14 protein-coding genes are annotated in these 18,129 nt (G+C 69.0%); 4 read left to right on the top strand and 10 right to left on the bottom strand.

The genetic code is table 11. From position 1 onward, the window contains the following. Positions 1–89: 89 nt before the first annotated feature. From ABNQ40_RS05755 to ABNQ40_RS05720, 8 genes are all read right to left on the bottom strand, one after another. On the bottom strand, positions 90–596 hold the full coding sequence (locus tag ABNQ40_RS05755; RefSeq protein WP_109048526.1) for a periplasmic heavy metal sensor: 507 nt from the start codon (positions 594–596) through the stop codon (positions 90–92). Further along, positions 593–1,036 carry a hypothetical protein gene (locus tag ABNQ40_RS05750; protein WP_247879633.1) on the bottom strand — a complete coding sequence of 148 codons (444 nt, stop codon included), beginning with the start codon at positions 1,034–1,036 and terminating at the stop codon, positions 593–595. Before ABNQ40_RS05750 ends, ABNQ40_RS05755 begins: the two co-directional genes overlap by 4 nt. Positions 1,037–1,047: 11 nt before the next feature. After that, positions 1,048–1,692, bottom strand: coding sequence for an RNA polymerase sigma factor (locus tag ABNQ40_RS05745; protein ID WP_247879632.1), 645 nt, complete (start codon positions 1,690–1,692; stop codon positions 1,048–1,050). Positions 1,693–1,703: 11 nt separating this feature from the next. Next, a complete protein-coding gene (locus tag ABNQ40_RS05740) occupies positions 1,704–4,829 on the bottom strand; it encodes an efflux RND transporter permease subunit (protein WP_109048524.1) in 3,126 nt (1,041 codons plus the stop codon). Between the two features lie 6 nt (positions 4,830–4,835). Beyond that, entirely contained in the window at positions 4,836–7,979 is a 3,144-nt protein-coding gene (locus ABNQ40_RS05735; protein WP_109048523.1) for a multidrug efflux RND transporter permease subunit, read from the bottom strand. After that, positions 7,976–9,376: an efflux RND transporter periplasmic adaptor subunit gene (locus tag ABNQ40_RS05730; protein ID WP_109048522.1), complete on the bottom strand. Its 1,401-nt coding sequence runs from the start codon at positions 9,374–9,376 to the stop codon at positions 7,976–7,978. The genes ABNQ40_RS05735 and ABNQ40_RS05730 overlap by 4 nt, the downstream gene beginning before the upstream one ends. Positions 9,377–9,547: 171 nt before the next feature. After that, positions 9,548–10,324, bottom strand: a complete 777-nt coding sequence (locus ABNQ40_RS05725) for a nucleotidyl transferase AbiEii/AbiGii toxin family protein (protein ID WP_109048521.1) — start codon at positions 10,322–10,324, stop codon at positions 9,548–9,550. Next, positions 10,278–10,766: a hypothetical protein gene (locus ABNQ40_RS05720; protein WP_109048520.1), complete on the bottom strand. Its 489-nt coding sequence runs from the start codon at positions 10,764–10,766 to the stop codon at positions 10,278–10,280. The genes ABNQ40_RS05725 and ABNQ40_RS05720 overlap by 47 nt, the downstream gene beginning before the upstream one ends. Before the next feature lie 296 nt (positions 10,767–11,062). Between ABNQ40_RS05720 and ABNQ40_RS05715 the strand changes: the two genes are divergently transcribed. Genes ABNQ40_RS05715 through ABNQ40_RS05705 form a run of 3 tightly spaced genes read left to right on the top strand, consistent with a single transcriptional unit; the run spans position 11,063 to position 14,595 of the window. Further along, complete coding sequence (locus ABNQ40_RS05715) at positions 11,063–13,234, top strand: TonB-dependent siderophore receptor (protein WP_247879631.1); 2,172 nt, start codon at positions 11,063–11,065, stop codon at positions 13,232–13,234. Positions 13,235–13,279: 45 nt separating this feature from the next. Further along, the gene (locus ABNQ40_RS05710) at positions 13,280–14,419 is read left to right on the top strand and encodes a PepSY domain-containing protein (RefSeq protein ID WP_109048518.1); all 1,140 of its coding nucleotides are present in this window, start codon (positions 13,280–13,282) and stop codon (positions 14,417–14,419) included. Continuing rightward, complete coding sequence (locus ABNQ40_RS05705; protein WP_109048517.1) at positions 14,416–14,595, top strand: hypothetical protein; 180 nt, start codon at positions 14,416–14,418, stop codon at positions 14,593–14,595. The genes ABNQ40_RS05710 and ABNQ40_RS05705 overlap by 4 nt, the downstream gene beginning before the upstream one ends. Before the next feature lie 24 nt (positions 14,596–14,619). Here the strand turns inward: ABNQ40_RS05705 and ABNQ40_RS05700 are convergent, their stop codons facing one another. After that, positions 14,620–15,762, bottom strand: a complete 1,143-nt coding sequence (locus ABNQ40_RS05700) for an NAD(P)/FAD-dependent oxidoreductase (protein ID WP_109048516.1) — start codon at positions 15,760–15,762, stop codon at positions 14,620–14,622. Positions 15,763–15,839: 77 nt separating this feature from the next. On the opposite strand from ABNQ40_RS05700, the gene ABNQ40_RS05695 reads away from it, so the two are divergent. Then, positions 15,840–16,511 (top strand): TetR/AcrR family transcriptional regulator, encoded by a 672-nt coding sequence (locus tag ABNQ40_RS05695; RefSeq protein ID WP_109048515.1) that lies wholly within the window; start codon positions 15,840–15,842, stop codon positions 16,509–16,511. Between the two features lie 88 nt (positions 16,512–16,599). On the opposite strand, the gene ABNQ40_RS05690 is transcribed toward ABNQ40_RS05695, so the two are convergent. After that, positions 16,600–18,099: a CoA-acylating methylmalonate-semialdehyde dehydrogenase gene (locus ABNQ40_RS05690; protein WP_109048514.1), complete on the bottom strand. Its 1,500-nt coding sequence runs from the start codon at positions 18,097–18,099 to the stop codon at positions 16,600–16,602. Positions 18,100–18,129: the final 30 nt, after the last annotated feature.

Raw genomic sequence — 18,129 nt, 5'->3', positions numbered from 1 at the left:
ATCTGTGGATAGATGTGTGCGCAAACTCCGAACAGAATCTTCCGCATCCTTCCGGCGGGCGCATCCGGCCTGTGGATGAGTGGGTTTGCCTATTTTTTAGGCGTATCAGGGGCGCCAGCGGTCCCCCATCCTCCAACCATCCGCAACCGTCCGGCAGGCGAGAGGTCGGGCAGCACGAGCAGCACGGTCTGCTCCGTCAATTCGCCGATCAGGCGGCGCTTGGCGCGGGCTGCGGCGATCGCGGCGTTCAGGGACTCGAAATCCACAGGCTCCGCCTGAAGCAGGCTGCGCACCCGTTGCCCCTCCTCGCGATAATCCTCGGTCAGCGCGTCATAGCGCGGGCGCAGCGGCTCGAAGATGGCGCGCAGGCGGGCGGCGTCGGCGTCGGACATGCCGGCGGCCACATGCTCGACGAAGCGGTCGGGCATCGGCCGGAAGGGCGGGGGCGCCGGCTTGCGGGTGGTGCCGACCAGCATGGCGGCCAGGAACAGGTTCAGCGCCAGCGACAGCAGCGCCAGCCGGCGCAGGCTCATCCCTTGCCGGAGGCGGGCCAGAAGGGAGGGCTGCGGGCGACGGGGGGCAACGAGGCCGCTCATCGGGACTCTCCGTCGAACAGGGTGACGACCTCGTCGTTCAGCAGGGCCAGCTCCTGGCTGCGCGGCGCTGACGGGAGCGGGCTGGCGAGATGGCCAGCGAACCAGCCCCCGGTCAGCCAGCCCAGCGCCAGCAGGGCGACGCAGAAGCCGGCCACCCTCCGCCGCGGCATCCGGCCGAGCAGCAGCATGACCACGCCCTCCTGCGGCACGGCCCGCGCCGCGGCACCGACGGCGGACAGCAGGCGGGCGACGCGGGCATCCTCCACCGGCGCCGCGGGGGCCGTCAGCAGCCGGTCGAAGGCGGCGGCGTCCTCCTGGGCGGCGCGCAGGGCGGGGGAGCGGGCCAGCGCCGCTTCGGCCTCCGCGCGCAGCTCCGCCGGCCAGCGCTGCGGCGAGGCGCCGTAATCGTCGAGGTGGCGGAGGAAGTCTTCGTCGGTCATGGCATCCTCCCTCATGCTGGATCGTCGGGGCTGAGCGCCGTCTTCAGCGCGGCCCGGGCGCGGGCCAGCAGCGAGGCGAAGGCGCTTTCGCCCATGGTCAGGATTTCGGCGGCCTGGCGCAGGCTGAGCCCCTCCTGGTGGAACAGCACGACGGCGGCGCGCTGGCGGTCGGGCAATGCTGCCAGCGCCCGGTTGACCCGCTCGGCGGTCTGGCGCTCGGCGATGCGGGTCAGCGCGTCGGGGGTCTGGTCGGGCAGGTCGCCGGCATCCTCCAGCGGCGACCAGCCGGGCCGGCGGCCGCGGTCGATGGCGAGGTTCATCACGATGCGGTAGAGCCAGGTGGTGAAGGCAGCGCGCCCCCCGTCCCAGCGCCCGGCATGCTGCCAGACCCGCAGGAAGGCCTCCTGCGCGATCTCGTCGGCGTCGGACGGGTTGCCGGTCATCCGCTGGGCCAGCGCCACGGCGCGGCGCATGTGGCGGGCGGCCAGACGGTCGAAGGCGGCGGCGTCGCCGCCGGCCACGCGGCCCATCAGTTCGTCGTCCGTGTCGCTCGCCTCGACCACCGGGGCTCCGCTCATGCCGTGGGCGAGAACTATGCCCAACAGGGTCGAGAGGCGCCAGCGCAGCGCGACGGGAAGAGAAAGAACCGCAGCCATCCTCCGCCCCCCTATTCCGCGGGCGCGGCGATGGCGTGGCGGCGGTTGCGCCGCAGGGCCAGCCGTTCCAGCGTCAGATAGACCACCGGCGTCGTGTAGAGCGTCAGCATCTGGCTGACCAGCAGGCCGCCGATGATGGCGATGCCGAGCGGGCGGCGGATCTCGCCGCCGGTGCCGAAGTCGAAGGCGAGCGGAACCGCGCCCAGCAGCGCCGCCATCGTCGTCATCATGATCGGGCGGAAGCGGACCAGCCCGGCCTCGCGGATCGCCTCAAGGGGCGACAGGCCGCGCTCGCGCTCCGCCTCCAGGGCGAAGTCGATCATCATGATGGCGTTCTTCTTGACGATGCCGATCAGCAGGATGATGCCGATCAGGGCCACGATCGACAGGTCGTAGCCGGTCAGGATCAGCGCGATCAGCGCCCCCAGCCCGGCCGACGGCAGGGTCGACAGGATGGTCAGCGGGTGGATCAGGCTTTCGTAGAGAACGCCCAGCACGATGTAGATGGTGATCAGCGCCGCCAGGATCAGCAGCGGCTGGCTGGAGGAGGATTGCTGGAAGGCGCGCGCGTCGCCCTGGAAGCCGGCGCGGATGCTGGCCGGCATGCCGATGTCGTCGGCCGCGCGCTGGATCAGCTCGGTCGCCTGGGACAGCGAGACGCCGGGGGCGAGGTCGAAGGTCAGGTTGGCGACCGGGAAACCGCTCTGGTGCTGGATGCTGGCGGCCTGGTTGCCGATGACGACGCGCGACACCGCCGACAGCGGAACCATGCCGCTGCGGCCCGCGACATAGATGCGCTTGAGGTCGTCGGGGCCGAGTGCTTCCGACGGCTCGACCTCCAGCACCACCTTGTGCTGGTTCTGCGCCAGATACATGGTCGAGACCTGCCGCTGGCCGAAGGCGTCGTAGAGCGTCGATTCCAAGGCGCTGAGCGACACGCCGAGCCGGGTGGCGGCGTCGCGGTCGACGATGACGTTGGCCTGGATGCCGCCGTTCTGGCGGTCGTTGGCGACGTCGACCAGCTCCGGCAGGGTGCGCATCTTGTCGACCAGCTTGGGCGCCCACTCGTTCAGCGCAGAGATGTCGGAATCCTGAAGGCTGTAGCGGTACTGGCTGCGGCCCTGGAAGCCGCCGACGCGGATATCCTGCACGGGCGTCAGGTAGAGCTGCACCCCCGGCACCCGGCCGGCGCGCATGCGCAGCCGCTGGGTGACGGTGGCGAGGTCGTCGCGCTCCGCCTTCGGCTTCAGGGCGATGAAGATCTGGCCGGAATAGGTGCCGCCGGGACCGCCGCCGCCGACGGTGCCGCCGACGCTCTCCACCGCCGGGTCGCCGGCCACCGCGTCCTGCAAGGCGCGCTGGCGCGTCACCATGGCGCGGAAGGAGATGTCCGGCGGCGGGTCGCTGAAGCCGATCAGCAGGCCGGTGTCCTGCTGCGGCACGAAGCCCTTCGGCACCTGCCCGTAGAGCCAGACGCTGACGCCGATGATGGCGAAGGTCGCCGCCAGCATGGTGCGGCGGTGGGCCAGCACCCAGTCCAGCCCGCCGGCATAGAGGCCGAACAGCCGGTCGCCGGCCCAGGAAAGCGCGCGGGCGAGGCGTCCGGGGGGGCCGCGCTCGGCCTCCGGCTGCAGCAGATGGGCGCACATCATCGGGGTCAGGGTCAGCGACACCACCGCCGAGACGGCGATGGCGACCGACAGCACCACCGCGAACTCGCGGAACAGCCGGCCCTGGATGCCGCCCATGAACAGGATGGGAATGAAGACGGCGATCAGCGACAGGCTGATCGACACCACGGTAAAGGCGACCTGCCGGGCGCCCTTCACCGCCGCCTCGAAGGGCCTGGTGCCCTTTTCGATGTGGCGGACGATGTTCTCGATGACGACGATGGCGTCGTCCACCACGAAGCCGACCGAGATGGTCAGCGCCATCAGTGAGAAATTGTCCAGGCTGTAGCCGACGATCCACATCACGCCGCAGGTGCCGGCCAGCGACAGCGGCACCGAGGCCGCCGGGATCACCGTCGCCCACAGCCGGCGCAGGAACAGCGCCATCACCATCACCACCAGCGCCACCGTGACCGCCAGCGTCTTCTGCACGTCGTCGATGGAGGCGCGGATGGTCGGCGTGCGGTCGGTGCGCACCGACAGGCTGACCCCCGGCGGCATCCAGCCGCGCAGGGTCGGCAGCTCCGCCCGGATGCGGTCGACCGTCTCCACCACGTTGGAGCCCGGCTGCTTCTGGATGTTGATCAGGATGGCGCGGTGGCCGTCCTGCCAGGCGGCGGTGCGGCTGTTCTCCGGCGCCTCGATCACGTCGGCGACGTCGCCGAGGCGGATGGTGGCGCCGCTCTTCTCGGTCACGATCAGCTTGCGGTAGGCGTCGGCGCCGAACAGCTGGTCGCTGGCGCCGATGGACCAGGATTCATGAGTGCCGTCGAAGCTGCCCTTGGCGCCGTTGGCATTCGCCTGGGAGATGACGGTGCGGATCGATTCCAGGCTGACGCCCATGTTGGCCGCGGCGGCGGCGTTGACGCGCACGCGCACCGCCGTCTTCTCCGCCCCGTTGATGGAGACCTGGGCCACCCCCTCGATCTGGCTCAGCCGCTGGCCGATGATGCTGTCGGCGAGGTTGTAGAGGTCCGCCGGAGCCAGCGTGGTCGAGGTCATCGCCAGCGTCATCACCGGCGCGTCGGCCGGGTTGATGCGCCGCATCTTGGGCGGGCTCGGCAGATCGGCCGGCAGGTCGCCGCCGGCGGCGTTGATGGCGGCCTGAACGTCGCGCGAGGCCGCTTCGACATTGCGGTTCAGGTCGAACTGCACGACGACGGTGGTGCTGCCGAGCTTGCTGTTGGAGGTCATCTCCGACACGCCGGCGATGCGGGAGAGGCGGCGTTCCAGCGGCGTGGCGACGGAGGCCGCCATGGTTTCCGGGCTGGCGCCGGGCAGGGACGCGGTGACGATGATGGTGGGGAATTCGACCTGCGGCAGCGGCGCCACCGGCAGAAAGCGGTAGGCGACCGCCCCCAGGATCATCAGCCCGACCATCAGCAGCGACGTGCCGACCGGCCGCCGGATGAACAGGGCGGAAAGCGAGGCGGCCGAAGCCAGGGGGGTGAGGTTGAGGGAGGCCATGGCCGGCTACTCCGCCGCCGCCCGGCCGGGCGAGCGGTCATTGCCGGGCTCCGCTGCGTCCTTGCGCCGCCAGGGCCGCAGCCAGCGGCCGAGCCGGCTGCCGAGACGGTCCATGTAGAGATAGACGACCGGCGTGGTGTAGAGCGTCAGCACCTGGCTGAGCAGCAGCCCGCCGACGATGGCGATGCCCATCGGCCGGCGCAGCTCCGACCCGGTGCCGTTCTCCAGCGCCAGCGGCAGGGCGCCGAGCAGGGCCGCCATGGTGGTCATCATGATCGGGCGGAAGCGCAGGAGCGACGCCTCGTAGATCGAGCGTTCCGGCGCCATGCCCTGGTTGCGCTCCGCCTCCAGGGCGAAGTCGATCATCATGATGGCGTTCTTCTTGACGATGCCGATCAGCAGCACGATGCCGACCAGCGCGATCAGCGACAGGTCGTGGCCGGTCGCCATCAGCGCCAGCAGCGCGCCGATGCCGGCCGACGGCAGGGTCGACAGGATGGTGATCGGGTGGATCGTGCTCTCGTACAGCACGCCCAGCACGATGTAGACGGCGACCACCGCCGCCAGGATCAGCCAGGGCTGGGTGTCGAGCGAGGCGCGGAACTCGGCCGCCGTGCCGGCGAAGCGGGCGGTCGCGGTGTCGGGCATGCCGATGCTGTCGCGCGCCTGCTGGATCGCCGCCACCGCCGCCCCCAGCGAGACGCCGTACGCCACGTTGAAGGACAGGGTGACGGACGGGAACTGGCCCTGGTGGGTGATGACCAGCGGCGCGGTCTTGCGCTCCACCGACACGATGGCGTTCAGCGGCACGACGGTGCCGCCGCTGGCCTTCACATAGATCTTCGACAGGGACGCCGGGTCCATCTGGAAGGACGGCTCGACCTCCAGGATCACGCGGTACTGGTTGGTCTGGGTGTAGATGGTCGAGACCTGACGCTGGCCGAAGGCGTCGTAGAGCGTGTCGTCGATGGCCTGGGGCAGGACGTGCAGGCGGCTGGCGGCGTCGCGGTCGATGGTGAGATAGACCTGCAAGCCATCCGGCTGCTGGTCGGTCGCCACGTCGGTCAGTTCGGGCCGGGCGCGCAAGGCCTCCAGCAGGCGCGGGGTCCAGCTTTCCAACTCGCGCGGGTCGGCATCCTGTAACACGTACTGGTACTGGGTGCGGCTGACGCGGCTGTCGATCTGCACGTCCTGCACCGCCTGCATGAACAGCGAGACGCCCTTCAGGTCGCCGGTGGCGGCGCGCAGGCGGGCGATGATCTCCTCCGCCGAGGCGCTGCGCTGGTCGCGCGGCTTCAGCGCGATGGTCAGATTGCCGGTGTTGGTGGTGGCGTTCACCGTGCCGGTGCCGACGAAACTCGCCACCCCGGCGACGTCGGGGTCGCGCCGGACGATGTCGGCGACCTCGCGCTGGCGCTCCGCCATCGCCTTGACCGAGATGGACGGGGCGGCGTCGGTGACGCCGATGATGACGCCGGTGTCCTGCTGCGGCAGGAAGCCCTTGGGCACCACGTCGTAGAGGTAGAGGGTGGCGGCCAGCGTGGCGATGGTGAAGACCAGCGTCGCCGGCTGGTGGCGCAGCACGAAGCGCAGCGAGGCGGCATAGCCGTTCAGCAGCGCGTCGAAGCCGCGCTCGGTCCAGCGGAACAGGCCGTTGGGTTTGGTTTCGGCCTCCGCTTTCAGCAGGCGTGCGCACATCATCGGCGTCAGCGTCAGCGAGATCACCGCCGACACCAGCACGGCGATGGACAGCGTGATGGCGAACTCGCGGAACAGCCGGCCGACCACCCCGCCCATGAACAGCAGCGGGATGAACACCGCGATCAGCGACAGGGTCAGCGAGACGACGGTGAAGCCGATCTGGCGGGCGCCCTTCAGCGCCGCCGGCAACGGCTTCTCGCCCTTCTCGATGTAGCGGACGATGTTCTCGATCATCACGATGGCGTCGTCGACGACGAAGCCGGACGCGATGGTCAGCGCCATCAGCGACAGATTGTCGAGGCTGAAACCGCACAGCGCCATGATGCCGAAGGTGCCGATCAGCGACAGCGGCAGCGCCGCCGCCGGGATCACCGTCGCCCACGCCTTGCGCAGGAACAGGAAGATCACCAGCACCACCAGTCCGGCGGTCAGCACCAGCGTCTTCTGCACGTCCACCACCGAGGCGCGGATGGTCTCCGTCCTGTCGGTCAGCACCGCCATGTGGATCTGCGGCGGCAGGCTCGCCTGGAGCGAGGGCAGCAGCTTGTGGATGCGGTCCACCGTGTCGATGATGTTGGCGCCGGGCTGGCGCAGCACGTTCAGCAGAACCGCCGGCTTGCCGTCATGCCACGCCGCCAGCCGGGTGTTCTCCACCGAATCGACCACGGTGCCGATGTCGGTCAGCCGCACCGGCCCGCCGTTCTTGTAGGCGACGATGATCGGGCGGTAGGCGGCGGCATTCTCGATCTGGTCGTTGACGCCGATGGACCAGGACTGGCGCGGGCCGTCGAAGCTGCCCTTCGGCGCGTTGACGTTGGCCTGGGTGATGGTGGTCCGCACATCCTCCAAGGTCAGGCCGAGACCGGCGACGGCGGCCGGGTTGACCTGCACGCGGACGGCGGGGCGCAAGCCCCCCTCGATCCCGACATAGCCGACGCCGTCGACCTGGGACAGCTTCTGCGCCAGCAGCGTGTCGGCGGCGTCGCTGACGGTCTCCAGCCGCAGGGACTCCGAACTCAGCGCCAGCACCATCACCGGCGTGTCGGCGGGGTTGACCTTGTCGTAGACCGGCGGATTCGGCAGCCCCTTGGGCAGCGTGCCCGACGCGGCGCTGATCGCCGACTGCACGTCCTGCGAGGCGGCGTCGATGTCGCGGGTCAGGTCGAATTGCAGGGTGATGACCGACAGCCCGAAGGAGCTGGTCGACACCATCGAGGAGATGCCGGCGATCTGGCCGAGCTGGCGTTCCAGGGGCGCGGTGACCGAGGAGGCCATCACGTCGGGGGCGGCGCCCGGAAGCTGGGTGGTGACGCGCACCGTCGGGAAATCGACCGTCGGCAGCGAGGAGATCGGCAGGGTGCTGTAGCCCAGCAGGCCCAGCAGCACCACCGCCAGCATCAGGAGGCCGGTGGCGACCGGCCGCAGGATGAAGGGGGCGGAGATGTTCATGAGGGCTGCCGTCCCTCACGCGGGGCGGGCTGGCCGGCAGGGGCACCGGGAGGGGCGCCGCCGTTGTGCTCGCGCTGCTGCTGGCGTTCGCGCCGCCGTTCCTCGCGCGCGGCAGGGTCCTGCGTCCTGCCGGCGGGGGCGCCGGTGGGGGCCGCTTCCGGTGCTGTGCCGGCGGGGGCGGCGCCGGTGGGGGCAGCCGACGCGATGGGCTCGACGATGCGGATCCTGGAGCCGGGCTGCAAACGGTACTGGCCGTCCACCACCACCCGCTCGCCGGGGGTCAGTCCCTCCTCGACGATCGCCTTGGTCTCCTCCTGGCGGGCGACCTTGATCGGGCGCTGTTCCACCGTCAGGTCGTCCTTGATCACATAGGCGTAGGTGCCCTGCGGCCCGCGCTGTACCACGGTCGCGGGCACCGTGGTGGCGCCGCGGCGGACGGTGGAGAGCAGGCGGACATTGACGAACTGGCCGGGCCACAGTTTCTGCGGGTCGTTGGGCATCTCGGCCTTGAGCCGGATGGTGCCGGTGCCGGTGTCGATCAAATTGTCCACCACCGACAGCGCGCCGGTGTCGAGCACGCGGCGGCCTTCGCGGTCCTGCGCCTCCACTTTCACCGTCCCTTGCGCCTGGGCGGCCAGCACCGCCTGGAGCTGCTTCTCCGGCAGGGTGAAGAGGACGGCGATGGGCTGGATCTGCGTGATGGTGGCGATGCCGTTCTGGTCGCTGGCCCGCACCACGTTGCCCTGGTCGACGTTGCGCAGGCCGATGCGGCCGCTGAGCGGGGCGGTGACGGTGGTGTAGTTCAGCTGGACCTGCACCGCCTCGATCGCCGCCTCGTCGGCGCGGATCTGCGCCTCGTACTGGGCGACCAGGGCGCGCTGGGTGTCGACGGTCTGGCGGGAGGCGAACTCCTTCAGGCTCATGTTGCGGTCGAGGTCGCGCCGCGCGTTGGCGAGCTGCGCCTCGTCCTGCGCCTTCTTCGCCTGGGCCTGGGCAAGCTGGGCCTGGAGCGGGCGGGCATCGATGGTCGCCAGCAGGTCGCCGGCCTTGACGAGCTGCCCTTCCTGGAGCGAGACGCGCTGAAGCTCGCCGTCGACGCGGGCGCGCACGGTGACCGTGTTGAAGGCCTGGACGGTGCCGATGCCGTCGAACCAGATCGGCACGTCCTCGCGCGCCACGGTGCCGGCCTGTACCGCCACCACACTGTTGCGCGCACCGCCCGGACCACCGCTGGGACCGCCGCCTGGGCCGCCGCCGGGAGGGCCGCCGGGGCCGGGGGGCTGGCCCGGCTGCGTCGCGGCCGGAGGGGCCAGCTTCTGCTGAACCGCGTAACCGACGCCGCCGACCAGTCCGGCAAGAACAACGCCGGTGACCACCGGCTTCCAACGAATCGTCATGACCTGTTCCGACGCTTGTCCCGACATCCGACCGGACGGCGCTTTCCGCCGCCCCGGTCTTTCTGTCCGTCCCTGATACGGGCCGGCGGGGCGGATTCGTCGGGGGGTGGCGAAGATTTTTTTGCGCGGGGATACCCGCCCCTTTGCGGCGGATCGCGGCGATGGCAGCGTTTACGGGGTGGCGTCGCCCGCCGGATCGGTGCGGTCGTTTACCAGGATCTCCGCCGCAAGGGCTTCCTCGTATCGGTCCAGATGCCGGGTGATCGCGGACTTGAGGGAATCGAAGTCCGCAGGACCGTCATCGACCAGAGCCGTCAGGCCCGGATCGGTGCGGGGCAGGCGCGACGGCAGCAAATGGGTACGGAGTTTCTCATAGGAGAGATAGGGGTTCTCCTGCTTCGCGGCGGCGAGGATATCGCCGATGGTCTTGCCCCGCTCAAGGAACGACCAAAGATCAAACAGGTCGCGCGATGTCGTCCGACGCAGGATGAGCTGGGATTTGAGCAGGAAAATGCCATCCGGCGGCATCGCCTTGACGCACCCCAGGCGCGACGGCTCCAGCGCGTAGGCTTCGTGCCGCTTCGGCGAATAATCGGCGAAGAAGGTCAGCTTGACGCCTGTCTCCGCTCCACCAGTCTGGCAGAGCCAATCCTGCTGGGTGTCGGCAAGGTCGTCTCCGTCGTTTTCGGCATACATGCGCGCCATCTCGCTGGAGATGTCCGAGATCCGCCAGCCCTGGGCAGCGAGGCGGTCGAGAATGGCCCGGCAGCCGTCGCGCGGCAGTCGGGTTCCGGGGATGGCGAAATCGAGATCCTCGCTGCGGCGGTGCCCCCATGCCAGCGCCAGGGCCGTGCCCCCGATCAGCGTGAATTGACCGATCTCCGGACAGGACGAGATAGCCTCAAGCAGCCGCTTGGTTTCGCCCGGCAGGCAGTCGACGCGCAGCATCGCGGAACCCCTTCTCGATGTTGTTCAGACGATGCTGCCACTCCGACGCCAGGGCCGAAGGAACGTCCTTGTCCGCTTCGAGGCTGTCCAGAACGCGGCGCACCCGGGCGACGCCGTAGGATTTGCAAAGCCGGGCGACGTCCCTGAACGTCGGCCGGGAAAGCGTCATGGCGATCAGGTGGTCGGGGTCGAAGGTGCCGCCGGGATTGCTCCAGGCCCGGTTGAAAGCAAGACGCGGTTCCCTGTCCGGCAGGATGCGGTAGAGGCCGCGCTGGATGGGTTCGATTTTCTCGGCGGCAACCAGTTTCCTGAGCGCACGGCTTACCGTCGATGCGGACCCGTAACGCCCGACCAGGGTCCCGGACGCGACGGTCGCAACGCCGCTGCGCCGCAGGTCGTGCAGGAGCCGCATCGGCAAGGTTCCGTTCATCGGCGTCGCCATGAGTTGACATCCAAAGAAAATCACAACGAAATATCAATATGATAGATCGCATTTTACAAGTCAAGAAGGTGCCTGCCCGCAGAGGGTGGGTGCGCTCTGTCATAGTGGCTGCTCATCGGTGATGACGGCCGTTCCGCCGGACGCCCGAAAAGGCAGACGCGGCCCTTTCCGCGATGCGTCGCCGGCATGATGCGATTGTCGCGTCACATACGCGAATAGGTATTGAAGATAAGAATCATTTGCATTATCAGGGCCAATAACTGCGAATGATTCTTATTCGTGTCGGGGGCAATCACGTGAAGAGACGAGTGGACGGCGGCCGGGTGTCGCGGGGGGCGGCGTTCGGCGCCATGGTGCTGGGCGGGCTGATGGTGCCGGCGGTGGCGGGGGCACAGACTGCCGGTGCGCAGGGCGCCGACGGCGCTGCCGTGCAGATGCCGGCGGTGACGGTGACCGGGCAGGGCGAAACGGCGCTGACGCCGGTGACCGGCTATGTCGCCAATCAGCAGGCGACCGGCACCAAGACCGACACCCCGCTGATCGAGACGCCGCAGTCGATCTCCGTCATTCCGGCCGACCAGATCCGTGACCAGAATGCGCAGACGCTGAATCAGGTGGTGCGCTACACCGCCGGCGTGACGGCGGAGACCCGCGGCGCGGTGGCGACCCGTTATGACCAGCTGAAGATCCGCGGCTTCGACGCCGACACCTATCTGAACGGGCTGAGGCTCCAGTCGCTCTACTACGCGGCGCCGCAGATCGACCCCTATCTGCTGGAACGGGCGGAGGTGCTGAAGGGCCCGACCTCCGTTCTGTACGGGCAGGCGCAGCCCGGCGGCCTGATCAATCAGGTTTCCAAGCGTCCGACCGCCACCGCGCTGAACGAGGTCGGGGTCGAATACGGCACCGACAACCATTGGCGCGGCACCGCCGACTTTTCCGGCCCCATCGACAAGGACGGCAAGTTCCTCTACCGCCTGACCGCCGTCGGCCTCAGCGAGGACGGCCAGATCCGGATGACGGAGAACGAACGCATCGCCGTCGCGCCGTCCTTCACCTGGAAGCCGGATGCCGAGACCAGCCTGACCCTGCTGGGCTTCTACCAGCATGACCCCAAGGGCAATTCCTATGGCGGCATTCCGCCGCAGGGCACGGTGCTGTCGAACCCGCTGGGCAGGATCCCGGTCGATTTCTATGACGGCGACCCGAATTACGAGAAGTTCGACCGCCGTCAGGCCTCGGTCGGCTACGCCTTCGACAAGAAGCTGGGCGACGCCTGGACCGTCCGGCTGAACGGGCGCTGGCTGAACGCCAAGGTCGCCTACGACAGCCTGTACGCCAACGGCCTCGACACCGACAACCGCAGCCTCTTCCGCGGCGTCGCCACCTCGCGGGAGGAGATGAACGCCTACGCCTTCGACAACCAGATCGAAGGGCGCTTCTCCACCGGCCCGGTCGGCCACACCGTGCTGGCCGGCGTCGATCACCAGCGGCTGGACGGGCATTACACCGCCGGCTTCGGGATGGCGCCGTCCATCGACGTCTTCAACCCGGTCTACGGCATCGCCGTCACCCCGCCGGCGGTCTATCGCACCGACATCGACGGGCGCCAGACCGGCGTCTATCTCCAGGACCAGATGAAGCTGGGTGGCTTCGTCCTGACGGTCGCCGGCCGCCGTGACTGGGCGAAGACCACCTCGACCACCGCGTCGGGCAGCAGCACCCAGTCCGATCAGGCCTGGACCGGCCGCGCCGGCCTGACCTACGTCTTCGAGAACGGCATCGCCCCCTATGTCAGCTATGCCGAATCCTTCACGCCCAGCAGCGGCGTCGATTTCGGCGGCAAACCCTTCAAGCCGGAGGAGGGGACCCAGTACGAGATCGGCGTGAAGTACCAGCCGCCCGGCCTGAACAGCCTGTTCACCGCGGCAGTGTTCGACCTGACCCGCAGCAACCTGCTGACCAGCGATCCCGTCCACCCCGGCTTCTCCATCCAGAGCGGCGAGGCGCGGTCGCGCGGCGTCGAGCTGGAGGCCAAGGTCGGCGTCACCAAGGAGCTGGAGCTGATCGGCGCCTACACCTACCTCGACACCAAATACACCAAGGACAATGACGGGCTGGAGGGCAAGCGCCTGGCCGCGGTGCCGCGCCATCAGGCGTCGGCCTGGGCGATGTACCACATGCCGGAAGGAACGGCGCTGACCGGCCTCGGCGTCGGCGCCGGCCTGCGCTACACCGGCAGCACGGCCAATACGGCCAACACCTTCAAGGTGCCGTCCTTCACCCTGGTTGACGCCACGGTGTCCTACGATCTGGGGGCGCTGTCGTCCAAGCTCCAGGGGGCGGAGGTCACCGTCAACGGCAAGAACCTGTTCGACAAGGAGTATGTCGCCTCCTGCTACTACGGCGAATGGTGCGCCTACGGCTATCGCCGGACGGTGACCGCCGGCCTGCGCTACCGCTGGTAAGCCACCCTTGCCGTCCCTCCTTCCCCCTTGGCAAAGGAAGCCGTCATGACGCCTGCGAGCCTGCGGGGCTGGCGCCTCGTCCACCGCTGGACCAGCCTGATCTGCTCGGCGAACCTGCTGATCCTCTGCGTGACCGGGCTGATCCTGGTGTTCCACCACGAGATCCAGCATCTGATGGGGGAGGAGTTGGACAGCAGCTACACGGAGGGGCAGGCCCGCCTGCCGCTCCAGTCGCTGGTCGACATCGCGCAGAAGGCCGACCCGGCGCTGGTGCCCAAGCTGCTGTCCTTCGATCCGGAGGACAAGGCGGTCAACTACATCTACCTGGGCCCGCCGGAGGAGCGCGGCTTCGATCTGGGCCGCTGGGTGGTGCTGAACGGCTTCACCGGCGCCAACCAGATGCTGAAGCAGCCGGAGGAGACGCTGGTCGGCTTCCTTTTGAAGCTGCATGTCGACCTGTTCACCGGCTTCGCCGGCCAGATGTTCGTCGGGGTGATGGGGCTGCTGTTCGTGGTCAGCACGGTCAGCGGGCTGGTGGTCTACGGCCCCTTCATGAAGAAGCTGGCCTTCGGCATCCTGCGCTTCGGGCGTGGGACGCGGATCGGCAACATCGACCTGCACAACCTGTTCGGCGTGGCGACGCTGGTCTGGGCCTTTGTCGTCGGGCTGACCGGCGCCATCCTGTCCTTCTCGCCGCTGATCACCGGCTATTGGCAGAAGACCGAGCTGGCGGCGATGACCGCCCGCCATCCGGAGCCGATGACCGGACCGGCGGTGCCCATCGACCAAGTGGCCGCGGCCGGGCTGGCCGCCTTCCCTGGCAAGGATCTGGCCTTCATCGCCTATCCCGGCAACGAATATGCCGGCAGCCGCCATTTCAGCGTGCTGGTGCGCGGCCACACCGAATTGACGCAGCGGCTGCTCAGCGTCGCCCTGGTCGATGCCGAGACCGGCGTGGTCGCCGAGGCGGCCGGCACGCCCTGGTACATGACGGTGCTGATGCTGTCGGGGCCGTTCCATTTCGGCGATTACGGCGGGCTGCCGTTGCAGATCATCTGGGCGCTGTTCACCATCGTCACCGGCGTGGTGACGGTGACCGGCTTCGTCGTCTGGCTGAAACGGCCGCGGGCGCGGTCGGCATCGGACAGAAATGCATCGGGCGCCAAGCTGGGGAGCAAGGCATGAGCGGGGTTTGGCGCATTCCGGCCGCGCTGGCCGTGCTGTCCGTCGTCGGGCTGGCGGCCGCCATCCTGGGCGACGGCGTGTGGGACTGGCTGTGCTGGGCGACCCTGTCGGTGCCGCTGGCCGTCTGCGCCGTCAAGCTGTGGCGGCAGCGGCCGGGCCGGCCGGCCGGCCTCTGAAACGAACCGTAAGCCTGCTTCCCATCACGATGGCCGCATATCCGGTTCCGACACGCTCCTCATCATGTCGATGAAGCCCGACGGCGCATCGTCCCCCAGGCAGAACTCCAGCATCCGATGGGCGTCCACGGCCTCCTGGGCGGCGCGGGCGAACATCGGCTCCTCATAGGCGGCAAGCGCCGCCTCGACATCCCCGGCATGCCGAACCAGGGCGCCGGCCAGTTCGGCGCCGTCCAGCATCGCCAGATTGGCACCTTCGCCGGACGGCGGCATCAGATGCGCGGCATCTCCCAGCAGCGTCACGCCGGGAACCCGCCGCCATCGGTGTCCGATGGGAAGCGTGTGGACCATGCGGGGAACCAGCGGCGTGTCGCTCCCGGTGATGAGGGCGGTCAGCTCCGGCGCCCAGCCGTCGAACTCCGCCGCGACAAGGCCCTTCGCCGCCGGATCGTCAAAGTCGATCCCGGAGAACCACTCCGCCGGCCGCTTCAGCTCCACATAGACATGCAGCACGTCTCCGGCCTCCCGGTGGGCGAAGATGGCTCTGCCCGGTGCCGGGACGAACATCGCTCCGGCGCCGACCGCCGCCGCGGACCGGGGATGCCGGCTGTCCACATCGTGCAGGTACGTCTCGATGAAGGTCGCGCCGGCATAGCGGGGCGTGGCATCGGACAGCAGCGGCCTCACCCTGGACCATGCACCGTCCGCCCCGACGAGAAGGCCGGCGGTCGCGGTGCTTCCATCCGCGAACAGGACCTCGTGCCGCCCATCGCCGAGGGACGAGGCGCCGGCGAGTTTCCTGCCCCACCGCACCGTGCCCTCCGGCAGGGAATCGAGGAGCAGCCTGCGCAGATCGCCGCGCAGGACTTCGGGGCGCCGGTTCTGTCCGTCGTCGGGGAGGTCGAGGAGCACGGTGCCGGTGCGGTCCAGCACGCGCGTCGCTTCGGCGCCCTCGTGAATGATCGACCGGAACGCCTCGGTGAGGCCGGCGGCTGCGAGTGCGCGCTGGCCGTTGTGGTCGTGGATGTCGAGCTGGCCGCCCTGGGTCCGGCTTTCCGCCCCGGCCTCCGCCTCGTAGACGATTGAGGGGATGCCATGGACATGGAGGACACGGGCCAGCGTCAGTCCACCCAATCCAGCGCCGATGATGACGACGGCTTGCTCCATTGCGCTCTCTCCTTGCTCTGGAACGGCGTTCCATGACTATTCATTGGAACGTTGTTCCAATCATGTCAAGATGAGGCATGGAACCAAGACCCAAGACTCCCGAGCGGCGGGAGGATGCGCTTTCCAAGGAGCGGATCGTTGCATCCGCCATCGGGCTTCTCGATGGAGAGGGGGAGCGCGCCTTGACCTTCCGCGCGCTGGCAAACCGGCTGTCGACCGGAAGCGGGGCGATCTACTGGCATATCCCGGACAAGGACGCGCTGCTCTCCGCGGCAACCGAGACCGTGCTGTCCCGTGCGTTGGCCGAAACCGCGGGCGGGTCCGATCCGGCGGACGCCCTGCGCGCCATCGCCTTGAGCGTCTTCGACGCCATCGAGGCGCATCCATGGGTCGGCACCCAGCTCGCCAGGGAGCCGTGGCAGCCGGCCATGGTGGAGGTTTTCGAGCGCAGCAGCGCGCAGTTCGATCTGTTGGGCGTTCCGCGCGCGTCGCTCTTCCACTGCGTGTCGGCGTTCGTCCAGTATCTCCTGGGCACCGCCGCGCAGACCGCGGCTGCGGCGCGCCACAAGTTCTGCGCGTCGGAGCGGCCGGCCATCCTCGCTGCAATCGTCGAGCGCTGGACCCGGCGCGATCCTGGGGAATACCCGTTCGTTCACCTGCTTGCGGAGCAGGTGCGGACGCATGACGAGCGGGAGGCGTTCCTTGCCGGCCTCGACCTGATCCTGGCGGGGGCGAAACCCGCGCGGTGAAGCCGCAAAGTCATCGGCGGTAGAGTCACCGGTGGTGGAGCGGCGGCGGGGCGGCGTCCCGCCGCCGCTCCATATTACTGACGGATCTTTACTTCATCGACGGGAAGGCGAACTGGGCGCCTTCGCGGACGCCGCCGGTCGGCCAGCGCTGGGTCACGGTCTTGCGGCGGGTGTAGAAGCGCACGCCGTCCGGACCGTAGGCCGACAGATCGCCGAACAGCGACCGCTTCCAGCCGCCGAAGCTGTGATAGGCGACCGGAACCGGCAGCGGCACGTTGATGCCGACCATGCCGACCTTGATCATGTCGCTGAAATAGCGGGCGGCCTCGCCGTCGCGGGTGAACAGGCAGGTGCCGTTGCCGTATTCGTGGGCGTCGATCAGGTCCATGCCCTCCTGCATCGTCTTGACGCGGACGAGGCAGAGGACCGGGCCGAAGATCTCCTCCCGGTAGATGGTCATGTCCGGGGTGACGCGGTCGAACAGGCAGCCGCCCAGGAAATTGCCGTTCTCATGGCCGGGCACCACCAGCCCGCGGCCGTCCACCGCCAGCTCGGCGCCCTCGGCGACGCCCTGGTCGACGTAGGCCTTCACCTTCTCGTAATGGGCGCGGGTGACCAGCGGCCCCATCTCGCAGCCGGCGGACGTGCCGGCGCCGACCTTGAGGTCGCGGAGCGCCACCGACAGCTTGTCCCGCAGCCGGTCGGCCACCTCGTCGCCCACCGCGACGACGACGGAGATCGCCATGCAGCGCTCGCCGCAGGAGCCGTAGGCCGCCCCCATCAGCGCGCTGACCGCGTTGTCGAGGTCCGCGTCGGGCATGACGATGGCGTGGTTCTTGGCCCCGCCCAGCGCCTGCACCCGCTTTCCATGAGCGGTGGCGGTCGCATAGACATATTCGGCGATGGGGGTGGAGCCGACGAAGCTGACGCCCTGCACCCGCGGGTCGGTCAGCAGCGTGTCCACCGCCTCCTTGTCGCCGTTGACGACGTTCAGCACGCCCGGCGGCAGGCCGGCCTCCTCAGCCAGCTGGGCGACATAGAGCGCCGCACTCGGGTCGCGCTCCGACGGCTTGAGGATGAAGGTGTTCCCGCAGGCGATGGCGATGGGGTACATCCACAGCGGGACCATCGCCGGGAAATTGAAGGGCGTGATGCCGGCGACGACGCCCAGCGGCTGGAATTCCGACCAGCTGTCGATGCTGGGGCCGACATTCTTGGAGAACTCGCCCTTCAGCAGCTCCGGCACGCCGCAGGCATATTCGACATTCTCGATGCCGCGGGTCAGCTCGCCGAAGGCGTCGTCCAGCACCTTGCCGTGCTCCGCCGTGATCAGGGCGCAGACGCGCTGCGCATTCTCCTCCAGCAACTGCTTGAAGCGGAACATGACGCGGGCGCGCTTGGCCGGCGGCGTCGCGCGCCAGGCCGGGAAGGCGGCCTCGGCGGCGGATATCGCCTCCTCGACCGTCTTGCGGCTGGCGAGCGCCACCTGACCGGCGATCTCGCCGGTGGCGGGATTGACGATGTCGGCGGTGCGGCTGTCGGCCGGGGCGTCGGTCTTGCCGCCGATCAGGTGCGGAACGATGGGCATGGAGCGGTTCCTGGGGAGATTTCGATGTGC

Origin of the sequence: Azospirillum sp. A23 (assembly GCF_042938965.1) — a bacterium.
Taxonomy (GTDB): domain Bacteria; phylum Pseudomonadota; class Alphaproteobacteria; order Azospirillales; family Azospirillaceae; genus Azospirillum; species Azospirillum melinis.
The sequence above is the reverse complement of the archived record's forward strand: the minus strand, read 5'-3'. Positions and strand labels throughout refer to the sequence as shown.